The organism is candidate division TA06 bacterium (genome assembly GCA_004376575.1).
In the GTDB taxonomy this organism is placed as follows: domain Bacteria; phylum Hydrothermota; class DG-26; order E44-bin18; family E44-bin18; genus E44-bin18.
In genome coordinates this window covers 17,247-29,264 of record SOJN01000062.1, presented here as the reverse complement: position 1 = coordinate 29,264, position 12,018 = coordinate 17,247, and the positions used below count along the sequence as shown (strand labels likewise).

General features: G+C 50.3%; 8 protein-coding genes. All 8 read right to left on the bottom strand.

Annotation, left to right across the window (positions count from 1 at the left end):
* A partial coding sequence (locus E3J62_04840) for a hypothetical protein (protein TET46262.1) occupies positions 1-806 on the bottom strand: 806 nt, incomplete at its 3' end.
* Positions 807-953: 147 nt separating this feature from the next.
* The gene (locus tag E3J62_04835) at positions 954-3,314 is read right to left on the bottom strand and encodes a T9SS type A sorting domain-containing protein (protein TET46261.1); all 2,361 of its coding nucleotides are present in this window, start codon (positions 3,312-3,314) and stop codon (positions 954-956) included.
* Entirely contained in the window at positions 3,142-4,560 is a 1,419-nt protein-coding gene (locus E3J62_04830) for a hypothetical protein (GenBank protein ID TET46260.1), read from the bottom strand. The genes E3J62_04835 and E3J62_04830 overlap by 173 nt, the downstream gene beginning before the upstream one ends.
* On the bottom strand, positions 4,557-5,801 hold the full coding sequence (locus E3J62_04825) for a hypothetical protein (GenBank protein TET46259.1): 1,245 nt from the start codon (positions 5,799-5,801) through the stop codon (positions 4,557-4,559). Before E3J62_04825 ends, E3J62_04830 begins: the two co-directional genes overlap by 4 nt.
* A 206-nt stretch (positions 5,802-6,007) precedes the next feature.
* Positions 6,008-6,592, bottom strand: a complete 585-nt coding sequence (locus E3J62_04820; GenBank protein TET46258.1) for a M48 family peptidase — start codon at positions 6,590-6,592, stop codon at positions 6,008-6,010.
* Positions 6,567-9,719, bottom strand: a complete 3,153-nt coding sequence (locus E3J62_04815) for an HsdR family type I site-specific deoxyribonuclease (protein ID TET46257.1) — start codon at positions 9,717-9,719, stop codon at positions 6,567-6,569. Before E3J62_04815 ends, E3J62_04820 begins: the two co-directional genes overlap by 26 nt.
* Positions 9,719-11,002: a restriction endonuclease subunit S gene (locus E3J62_04810; GenBank protein ID TET46256.1), complete on the bottom strand. Its 1,284-nt coding sequence runs from the start codon at positions 11,000-11,002 to the stop codon at positions 9,719-9,721. The genes E3J62_04815 and E3J62_04810 overlap by 1 nt, the downstream gene beginning before the upstream one ends.
* Positions 10,999-11,946, bottom strand: a complete 948-nt coding sequence (locus E3J62_04805; GenBank protein ID TET46255.1) for a hypothetical protein — start codon at positions 11,944-11,946, stop codon at positions 10,999-11,001. The genes E3J62_04810 and E3J62_04805 overlap by 4 nt, the downstream gene beginning before the upstream one ends.
* Positions 11,947-12,018: the final 72 nt, after the last annotated feature.

Sequence of the window (12,018 nt, the reverse complement as noted above, 5' to 3'; positions counted from 1 at the left end):
TACCCGCCATCTGAGGTCTGCTGGACAGAATGACCACCCTCATCACCGTACAGACCATAAGTCTTCGTCCACAACGTATCTCCGAGGGAGTCCGTCTTAATCAGGTAAGCATCACCCATATGTCCGCCGAAGGACCCGGTGTACCCCACCGCTATGTACCCTCCATCAGAAGTCTGCTGGACACAGAGGCTGACATCCCAATCATAACCCCCGAATGTCTTCGTCCACACGGTATCACCAAGAGAATTGGTCTTGATCAGGTAGACATCAAGCTTGCCTGAACCAAAAGAGTCAGTCCATCCTGCGACGATGTACCCTCCATCCAGAGTTTGCCGCACACAGTAAGCTAGATCGCGATTGGGACCGCCGTAAGTTCTTGTCCACAGAGTGTCCCCAGAGGAGTCTGTCTTGATCAGGTAGACATCCCAATTCCCTGAACCGAAAGAGCGCGTCCGTCCTGCGATCATATACCCTCCATCCGCAGTCTGCCGCACAGAATACCCTAAATCGGAATCAGCACCGCCGTAGGTCTTTGTCCACAGAATGTCGCCTGAAAGGTCGGTCCTGACCAGGTAGACATCCCCATACCCTGCACCGAAGGAAGCCGTCCATCCTGCGATGACATATCCTCCATCGGATGTCGGCTGCACGGAGTGGCCCTCATCCCAGTCAGCGCCACCATAGGTCTTCTCGAATGTGGCTTCCGCTGTGCAGTAGGTCGGAAGAAATATGGAAATGAGCAAAAGACCTGCGACAGAAACCAGTGTTTTTGACCAACGAAAACGTTTTCTTCTTTTGTTTTCCATTTCTTCCCCGCCGGCTTGAGATATCGTTGAAGGGAAGCGGTCCGGCTCTACGTCACACACAACAAAGCAATCCAGTTGGGTCCCTTCAGTCCTTTCACCAGTGTATGATCCTCAAGAATAGAAAAGCAGTCCACGCGTTGTTCCATCCTACCTGACAAGAACCATCTTCCGTGTTTTCTGGAAGCTGCCCGCTACCAACTTAGCGAAGTAAGTACCGCTACCAACCTTTCTCATGCGTTCGTCTGTACCATCCCACACCATCTCATATCTGCCTGCTTTCATCCGCCCATTTAGCAGCCGTCTGACCCGCTGTCCGGCGACATTGTATATGTCTAGCACCACATCCTCTCTCCTAGGCAGCGTAAAGACCATGTGGGTTTTCCGGGCAAATGGATTCGGAGCGTTCTGGCTGAAACCGAAGGTCCTGGGACGCGAACTCGCTCTCAGAACTTGAGCAGCCGTGCCTGTCGTCGGTGACAGACTCGATACCTGCAGACGCGCGTTATCGATTCCATACTCAGGACCTGTCACGTCCTCTGTCCAGCATACAAGCAAGTACCCCTCGGTATCCCCCTGGTAAGATACGGCGTGGGGGAACCTTGAATCGTAGGGGGTCCATTTTACAGCCTCGCGGTCAGTCCAACTTGTGTTTTCTCGTCTTGCATACCAGACCGTGACAGGCTCGGATTCTTGAGCCCATACAGCGTGCGAACCACCTGTAATAACCGGATCGTATGTGTTTGCAGTTCCAGAAGAATCCACTCTCTCAATCGAAAGCCATAGAGTGTCCTCAAGAGCCTTTCTTCTATGGAATATCTGGTACTTACCAGCCACCTGTCCTTGCCACACGACTGACACACTGTCCTTGTCATACTCAATACAAGGGAACTTCGACGGCACTGCAGGGGCCGAGATCACCTCAGGGTCCTTCCAGATGACCGTATCTCCAAAACTCACCCCCTTGCGATACGATATCCGGACGCCCTCGTCCCAGGCGACATGAAGATTCCCATCGTCATCGCAATCAATTGACGAGCGCGCGTCCTGCCATGGACTTCTGCGAATCGTTGTGAGCCAGGGTTGAATATCCTCATGCAAGTAGAATCTAATGAGAAACGTGCTGAATGACGTGGGAGGTACGAAATCTTCTCCGGAATAAGTCTGGTCAATAAGGACATCCCCGTAACCACTTCCATCCATAGCCAAAGACAGTGACCCAAAACCACGGATCAATTCAAAATCGAAAAGAGTCTCTGGAGAGGTCCAGCCGCCTTCCTCCAGTGTGCTGTAGCACACGATTTCGCCGTTTGTGCCTCCAATCCAGACGATCCAGACATGATTGTTGTCATCGACTGCGATTGCAGGAAGCTTCCCTTCGCCTATACCATACGGGATATCCCAGAGACATCCTTCGCAATCTGTGAATGTCGCCCAAATACTGTCCATGGAGGCATAGGTGACGTAAAACCGTAGTAGGTCCCTATCTTTCACTATCTTGCGGCCTGTGTTGTATGCTGTGGCGTTAGGACCCGCGCCAGGTATAGGCGGGACGGTTCCTACAACCTTGTTAGACAGCGCCCCCTCAAACCAGAACGTATCCGCAGCCGAAACTGCGTACCAATACGTGGAACAAGGGAGAGCTAGCGAATCGACAAAGTTTTCGGCAGTAATAGCGGTGTCGCACAGCCTGGAAAGAGAGGCAGTATCTGTCGTGTCTGCCCCCGAAGCCCTATACATGTAGTAGCCCTTCAAGTCGCTCTCGGGGTTCGGATCCCAGCGCAGGCCTACGCTTGCAGGCATCGGGTCCAGATTGCCAGGGCTGCCCGGAGGAACATTGGGGCCGAACATATAAGAAGCTGGCGCCACATGAGAAATATCGTCAAGCTGCACATAGTGTGTATCGTCACCGCAGCTAATTCCTGATCCCCCGTCGTTATGAAAATCTGTGATGTTTTGAACCTCATAGTCATACCTGATCCAACCGTCGTCAAAGAGGACGGCTTCGAAGTTAGTGGTGTCTGGCTGCAACCTTCTTTTAATCCACCACTCAACCACGACTCGGTCAGGGCCTGACTTTCTCTTTACCCAGAGGTTGCCTTTGAAGTCGCCTGCAGGTGGAACGCTTATGTTGTCGTTGTGTACAGCGAGGACTCCCAATGAGTGACCTGCCGGCTTGGGCAAGTAGAAATGATGAGCATTGTCTGCCCAGTCAAACCATATGCTCCCGGATTCCGAGATGCGCAGCTCCTCAAAACCATCTCCGCAGAATAGAAAGCTATAGGGGAAAGGGTATACATACTCCAGGTCATCGTCCCCCTCAAGATCCGCCCACGCGTCAGGGCTTATTCTCGCACCGTCCCATTGGGGGGGGTATTGGCCACCCCAACGTGGTATCGGAATCCCCAGTCTCGAAACTCCACTGATAGTCGCCTCCTGGTACCCCATTTCTGTCCCCGTCGAATAGGTGCCCAACAATGTCTGTAAGACTATCGCTCCCAACGCTTGCATGAATTGTGACGCTATAGTTTGTCCCTGGCTCAAGCGAGGGGTTAGGTGTGCCTCTCACTTTGGTGCTGTCAAGCCATTGCCACGAAACAGAGGCGCCAGGACTGAATGTTATGACAGAGTTAAGCGTGACATTCTGGTCCATGGGCTCGTTGAACTTCACTTCTATGTTCGTCCCGATAGGAACATTTGTGGCGCTATCCGCAGGAAAAACTGAATCAACCCTTGGCCCAAAATTATCTACGTACACCTGAACTGAATCTACATCCGAGTTGCCCCCGATGTCATATGCAAACACCTTCACACGGTAGTTGCCACGGGGGAACTTGGCGACATCGACAGACTCGGCGTCAACCGAATCGGGGAGGGAAGGAATGCTATCTTTCTGCTTGGTATTCCAGTACCAATCCCTCTTAGAAGAATCAGGATTGAACGGGTCATTGCTGACCCAGTACCGGAAGTGGCTGCTTGATGAACCAGGACCGTAGGTTCGATTGAGCTGTACCGTGTCTGATGGGTTGGGAATTGTGTCAAATGTTATCTTCTGCCAGGAGCGCAGGAGAGTGTCAGTTGTGTCGCTCAGGATCCTCCTGACCTCATATTCAATTCGGTACACTGACACATTGCCCGAATCTGGCGTCGGACAATGACCTAGTGTATCCGTCCTGAAATCGCCTGCCACGCAGAGAATATCTACCTTTCTTTCAAGCGTATCTGGACCAAGGGTGTCGGATAGCAAGCTATCGGCAAAACCCTGACGATAGAATAGAATTGAGTCAATGTGTGGGTTGGTGGAGTCCACATAGGGGGAAAGGCCACTCGGCCAGAGTGGATTAAACACCGTATCCACTATAGGTGGATACCTGCTTGTCCAATGGAAATGTAAATGGGCTTTTGAAGCTTGAATCCTCCCAATAGTGTCCTCAAAAGCAGCGATGTAGGTTGCATCGTCAACTCTATTTGTCAGGTGGATATAGTAGTATTTCCCTACCCTCACTCCTGGATTGGCACCATTTGTGTGATAGGCTGTATCCGAGAGGACGGAGTAAACGAGCCACAAGCTGTCGCTCGAACCACCCCCAAATGGCTCTATGTCAACACCTTGGTGAAAATGTCCGGTTCTATATTCCGCGAACGTTGAATTTATTTGGTGTTGCTCGCCGAAAGGCTTCAATGGCCAATCGTCCCCTGAAACGAACCCGGGCCAGACAAATACTCCAGCCAAAATCGGCATTAGTATCTTTCTCATCTTGCCCTCCTCAAAGCGAATTTAGAGAGTCTCTCACCATTTGCAGCATAGATGTACTCCCCTGTAGGCACAAATTTGGTTTTGGGGAGAAGTCTTCCAGTTGAAGATGGCAGAGAAAAAGTCCTTACCAACCCACGCTCACCCTCAAATACCAAAAGACAGTCAGCATTTGTCTTCATGTTCCTTCCACTAACAATGACCAAATTCCCATCGGGGGAAAAGGTAATCTCCATGTGTGGAATAAAGCCAATCCCAGGATCTTGGGCGATTCTGATCTCGTCTTTTGAAACATGATGATGCCAAATTACTGCGCCTGACGATGTGTCGAAACATTTGAGAGTCCCCCCGAAATCAGCTGCCAATACATACTTATCGGAAGGCGAAAAGACAATCCATTGATTGGTTCTGCTGATTTCTCCGGCTCTCCACAGAAGGTTACCTCTATTGTCAAAGAGATAGAGGAAATTGGACTCTTTTTCTGGGGCAACAATGCCTATCATCTCTCCATTGTTTGAAATCTCTAATTCGTAGGCAACTCCCATTGGTTCCAGAACTTTTCGCGCCAGTTCATCGCCATTGGGATCGTAAATGACAAGCTCTACATTCTCATCTTGATAGGGTTCACCGAAACTGATGGCCCAGAATCTCGAATCACCTGAAATCGCAAAGAAAATCCGCATCAGACTTCGCCTTTTGTCCTGTCGAGGATTTATCAATCTAAGAGCACCATCTCTCTTCACCAGCAACACTTCCGCCCAAGAGGGCCCAATTAGGTAATCACCATTGGGCGCCAATTTGGGAAAGCGCGTGGGAGCGACATTCGGCGTTTTCCACATAAGTCTTCCAGCAAAATCGTAGACATAGACTATACATTGTTCGAGTTCCTTAGCATCCTCAGACCGATACTGCCAACTCTGGATTATGTGATTCCCGGATTCGGATATGGTGAAGAAACCGAAACCCTTGTCCACGGCCCTCATCTCGGACACTTTCTCACCTCGATGGTCAAGGATAAGTGCCTTGCCGGTGAGCACGACCACGTTAGCAAAATATTCCCCGGATTTGCTCATTGCGATTGAGAAGTCAGTCACTGCCTCCTCGAACTTCTTCTCCCAGATCAGCTCCAAGGTCACCTCTGGTTCCTTGTGTTTCTCCTCTTGCGCCGTCATTATGCGGACAGGGATCAGAAAAGCTAGGGCGAGGGCACTGATTATGGCCAGTGCCGATATGATCCTCTTCATGTTGAACCCTCCTGTTATGGGATTGTGCGCTCCGCGCGCCAGGTTTTATCTTAGAGGTGTCTTTCCTCCCTGTCAAGAATATTCTTCCTTGTGAAACTGAAATTCGACAGTTGTATTTCAAAAAGTCTTATTTTTCAATATGCAAAATCGGGGGCTGTCCCTCAAAAAAGGAAGCTTGCTTGGCGTCATTGGATAGGGGGCGAACGTCAGGAAGTAGACGGTTTTCTACCACGTGGGGTCTGACCCCAATTACCGGCAATCCTCCCCTGGACGAGGAACCAATAGCTGAACAGAGACTTCTCTTTCTCTCCGTGATCTGGGAACCGCCTTGAGATAAGGTTCCAGAACCGCTCATTGTGTCGTCTCTCGAGTAGATGAACCATCTCATGGTAAAGGACATACTCCACGAGAACCTCGGGAAGACTCCGCATATGAGAGTTGAGCATAATATTCCTTTTCAGACTGCAACTCGCCCATTTAGTCCGCATCTTTCGAAAAAAGACGGCGTTGACAGACACGCGCAGACCCCGGGAGAAACTTTCAACAAGCGAGAGCGCAAGCCTCCTGAATTCCGATTCGGAACGCAGAACTATGTGTTTGCTGGATGAGGCACTGAGACAGTCAGTGATAAATTGCTGCTTCTTCAGAATCCACGTCCGATGTTTCTCAAGGATTTCTTTGGGTTTTGCAGACGGCGGAAGGATAAGGTCCAATGAGCCCGTTCTGAACTCAAGACGGGGGTACTTAATACTGCGGCGGTGAACCTTATAACGAATGCCCCGGTAAATCATAATTCTTCACCTGCTCAATGAGCTTCTTGTAGATGGTGTCCATTCGTTCCAGGGGCAGGTTGTAACTTACTTTCAGACTCCGCGCGAACCTGCGGACTACTCGCTCAACTTCTTTTCGAACCGTCGTCTGTATGTCCCAACCGGGGAAGAGATGTTTCGCCAATTGGGCACAAAGCGACCTAACGTCTTCGACAAATGCGCGGTTTTGCCCGAATTCGTGCTCCAGGGTCAAAAGCATGCCATATTCCATGCGAGAAAAACCCAAAGCCTTCTGCCTGTCTGTGAGGGCGACGACTTCTTGGAAGAGCTTACTCGCATCGGAATATATCCGCTGGTAGTCCTTAGTCTTTTCGCGCCACAGCTCAAAAAGCTTTTGTACACGGTCGGACAAGGTCTCGTATATGGGGTTTTTGCCCCTCTCGACCAAAACAAACCTTTGCAGGGTGAAAAGGATGCTTGCAGCTTTCTCTTTTTGGCTCTTGATGCGCTGTTCAAGTCGCCTCAGGGAGTCGGCATCAATACTGAGTGTCGGTAGATCACGCTCTATCTCCTCCATTTCGGTAGTCTTGTGGATGAACCTGATTGTCTTGTCGCAGAACTTCTGAACCCATGACTCGACAGCAGGACGGTCATTCACTACTTTCATATAATACGTGTAGATTGCAGAGAACCATTTGAATGCGTCAAAGTGCTCAAGCTTGATCACGTCCGGACCCAGGAGTTCGAAGAGCTTGCGCATACTTCGATAAGCTGTAACAAAGTCTTCCTCTCGCTGTGGATCAGAAGTCAGAATCTCCACTGCCTTAAGAAGCGTATCCCGTTCATAGCTCATCGCCAGGTCTCCAAAGAGGCTCCTGAGGTCCTTGAGGAGCCCCACGAAGTCTCGCCGCAACCCGTTCACGTCCCACAGGACATGCTCGATATCCTTGCGGCTATATATCTCCAGAGCTCGCTGAAATTCCTTTAGAATCCCAACATAGTCAAGGATTAGCCCGGCCTCCTTGAGGTCTTTGTAGGGACGGTTAGTACGGGCTATCGCCTGCAACAGGCGGTGTTCTTTCAAAGGCTTGTCAAGATACATGACGCCAAGAACAGGAGCGTCAAAACCTGTTAACAACATGTCAGTAACAATGAGAATTTTCGGAAACTCCTCCTCCCTAAACTTCTCGACTTTGTCTTTGACTATCTCTCGGAATTCTTTCCACTCATACTCCTGGCGTGCTTCCCGCACATAGGTGGCAAGTGGACCTTCATCACGCCTGTCCGAAGTCATAATAATCTCAGAATACTCACGCGGGAGGTGGTTATCGAGTGCCTCCTTGTACAGTACACATGCTTTGCGACTGGCGGCTACAACCATTGCCTTAAAGCGGCCATCCATATTTTCCTCGAAGTGCTGCGCTATGTCTTTTGCTATTTCTTTGATTCGGGCAGGATTCTCCAGAAATACCTTAATCACGTTCAATCGCTCGCGTGTCCGCTCCTTAACAACCTCTCGGAGGTCCTGAGGAATCTCCTCCTCCTCCACTTCCAGGAAAGCTTCGAGCATCTCTTTCTTCAGGTGCGCGCTCTCCAAACGAGGCTGGTACGCTATCTTGACGGTAAAGCCGTCCTGGATGGAGTCCACTATGAAATAGCGGTCGAGGTATTCTTCAGCAGGAGGATAACTGAACTGAACAAAGGTGTCCCGCCCCTGTTTGGCAATGGGAGTGCCTGTGAAGGCAAAGAAGAAGGCGCTCTTCAAGATTGCCTTCATCTGTGCGGCAAGAGTTCCATACTGGGTTCGGTGTCCTTCGTCAACAAACGCGATTACATTCTTGCGGTTTGCAATCGTCACCCTCGATTCCGACGCCTTCTCCAGTTTTGCCTGCAGGCGGCTCAACTCTTCACGTCTGAACTTATGGATCAATGTAATGAACACACCTCGCTTGCCTCTGAACTCATCCGCCCTAAGGATCTCCTCCAACTCCTCGACTGAACCAACCACTTCAGGCTTAAACATGTCCAGCGCATTGAATTCCGTGTAAAGCTGCTCTTCGAGCTCGATACGGTCCACGATGAAGAAGATAGTTGGGTTCTCGAGTTCAGTTGCATAGTGAAGCTTGTACGCTGCAAAAATCATCGTGAGGGTCTTGCCGCTCCCCTGCCAATGCCAGATCAGACCCCTATCTTTAGGTCCAGGAGTCTTAAGATTCTGGGAGTGTGAGGAGTTTAGAGAGTCTGGGAGTCTTGGAGTCTGAAGAGTCTGGGAGTCACTATTTCTTGGCTCCCGGACTCCTCGATCCTCGGACCCTCCAGATTCTTTAGCCTCAATAGACGCTAACGACTCTTTGACTCTCTTGACTATTTTATTCGCTGCCCTGTACTGCATGTATCTCGTAATAACCTTGGTGGCATTGTCCATCTCTATTCGGAAGAAGAGGAAGTCTTTCAAGATATCGAGAAGTAGGACCGGGGCCAACATCTCGACTGTCGAGTCTATCGAGTCCTTCCCATTTTCTCGCCATTGGCTGGTCCCAACGACTTCCTGCCAGGGGACTATGGGGAAGTAACGTGCCTTGCTCTCGGCCGCGACCCCTATCTGAACGTACTTGTAGAGCTCTGGGACAGCCTGTTCGTAGTCTTTAATCTGCTTGTACGCGTCCTCCCACGAGGCACCGGGGTCTGTCGGGTCCTTGCACTCGATGTTCACTATTGGAATACCATTAATATGAAGTACCAGGTCCGTGCGGATTCTCTCGCGGCCAGCATAAGAGACCTGGCGGCTCACGACGAAGTCGTTGGCTCCAGGCTTGTCGCCAAAAAGCCGAACGAACTTCACCACCCGTTCTTGCTCGAACTTGACAGGAACGCCGAACTTGTAAAGCTCAAGGATGCGCTTTGCTCCTTCTTGCCCAGTCGTCGTCAACTTCAACTCGTTGACGACCCGCGTCAATTCATCGTGCCCGACATTGAGGTCAGCATTGATGCGCTTTAGCGCACGAAGCAGGGCAGGGACGAGAAGCGGCTCTTCATAGCTTTCCCGCTCCAGAGCCTCCGCCTCCACAAACCGCCACCCCTTCTCTTGGAGCTTCTTGAGGAGGTATTCCTCAACCAGTTCCTTCTCCGAAAACCCCTCTTTCGCCATCAAACCTTCACCCTTCGTTGCCCGGTCAGCAGGTCGTTCATCAAGCCCTTCTTGATTCGGACCAACTCGTCTCTCTTTACCTTCTGAACCTCGATAAGCCCATCATTCGCTTCCAATATCTCGGCGATCCGCCGCTGTTCAGGTAGAGATGGGAGTGGAATAAGAAGATTTCTGACCTGTCCGAGATTCACACGCGGCCTTGTTGTTCCAATCGTCCCTCTGTTCAGCTGATTGGATACATGAAATGAATTTAAGGCGTACATGATATATTTCTTGTCGACGACCCCCTCATCCACTCTGATTCTCACTACGTCCGCAACTACTATGCCGTCCTCGAACGAATCTGGAATAATACAAGTTTTGCCTATCGGATCGCCCAGCTTTGCGAGAACAATATCACCGTTTACGAACGAGTGATAACTCAGCTCTTTTGCTTTCTGACGAGATATGTACTTCATATCTTTGACTACGAATCTGCCCTCATCAATATTCTGGAGCCTAACTATGGGAACACCCTCGTCCCTGTAATCTTCGACTTTGAGATTGGAACCAAAGGGACCCGCAACGATCCTTGTTTCATTGCTGCCAACTGCGTCGCATAGAGGCTTAACCTCCCACTCCGCAGGTATCTTGCCGATCTCACTGATTTTAGACTTCTTATGCCCAATCCCCTTCGTTAACAGCTGCCGCATTATCCCCCGCTTGAGCCGCTGAGCCTTCTCAATCGCCTTGTCCACCTTCTCAATCGCCCCATCCACAGTCCCCAAAATCTCCGCAATCCTCCTCTGCTCAGCGAGGCGAGGGAGAGGAAGACTTAGGTTCGCCAGATTTTCCTTAAGAATTCCCTTGATTGTGCTGCCCTGGGCAAGGGACCTCAGTTTCCTTGAGGCACTTGTTAAGCACCAGTAGACATAATCTGTATTGGCCCTATCTTTGTTAATCAATACGCCTGTTAAGTCCTGGCTGATTGCGATATCAACGAGATTAACTGCCACTTTTCCAATACCCACGCGTGTGGAGACCAGGAGATTCCCCTTTGGCACTATGTTTGTGGCACTCTCGGCCAGGCCCCGTTCAGTTATGTAGCGCTGCCCCGCGGCAACCAGCCGGGCGGTGATATGTGCGCTGGTCATCCAGGCAATTCTGCCATCCCAATAACTTTGGTCGGAGGTCGAAGGGGTACCGCCGCCTATAAACCTTTCGACAATGTCGCCCAGCTTCACGATCTCCCAGCCTTCATGAGTCTGGGCCCCGATACGCCTGTGCTCCTCAACCGATTTCAACTTCCCCTCTGCGCAATTTGTCTGGAGTTCTCCTCATAGAAAGCCAATCGCTTCTGCAATTGTTTCGCGTCTTTGTTCTTTGATTTGTACTCTCTGAGTAAATCGGCAAAGCAATCGTAACCGCATCTTCTGATGATGAACACCTCGAAAAGAAGCATAGTCCAGAAACAGAATTCTGACAGATTTTCGCTAAACTCTTTTATATCAGACTCCGGTGCATCAGCCAGGAATATCTCGGCGTCTCTGTAATTGGACTTGATCCGAAGACGATACAAGAAGTGCAGGATGGTCGTCCTGCCTGGGTCGAACTTATACTTGAATCTCCCCTTTTCCTTGCGAAAATCCTCATCAAATCTGTGCGCATGCTCTGCTTTCAGGCATTTTGCAATCATCTCAACGGGTTTAACACCTTGACGGCGCAGATTATGAGGTATTGACAAGGCTCTCGGAAAGCCAACGGGGTAATGTTCATTTCTACGTTTCCCACAAGGACCCTTAAACGCAAAACTCCACGGCGGGAGACGCCGCTTTTCCAAGAAATCGCTCAGTTTCCTAAGGCATTTCCTGTGACTGTCAGCTTTTTCTCCGTCAACAAGATAGGATAATGCCTCACCGGCCGTGTAGATGGCATAATAGACCTGTATAGGCTTCCACTGGTTGTTTATCTTGACGCTGTCAATATCAATGAAGCGGGCATTGCTCGCGATGTACTCAGTGTTCCAAGCATTTTTCAGGAAACGGTTGAGATACCCTTGGTCAGGATTGGAGAACCTCTTAAGGCCTTGTGATCTTTCAATAGCCTTCTCGCCAAATGATTCCCACTCGTTGTATTCGTCGCGGAGGAAATCGACAATGCACTTCAAGTAAAACCGGTATGTCTCAAACTTGATTTCATACTCGCCCTCACGATGCCGGAGGGGATTTCTTAGGGCAGTACGGGTCACTGGGAAGATCCCGGGCTGCGGTCGACGCCCCAAAACAGACGACAACCTAAATGACAACCTAAATGACAACCT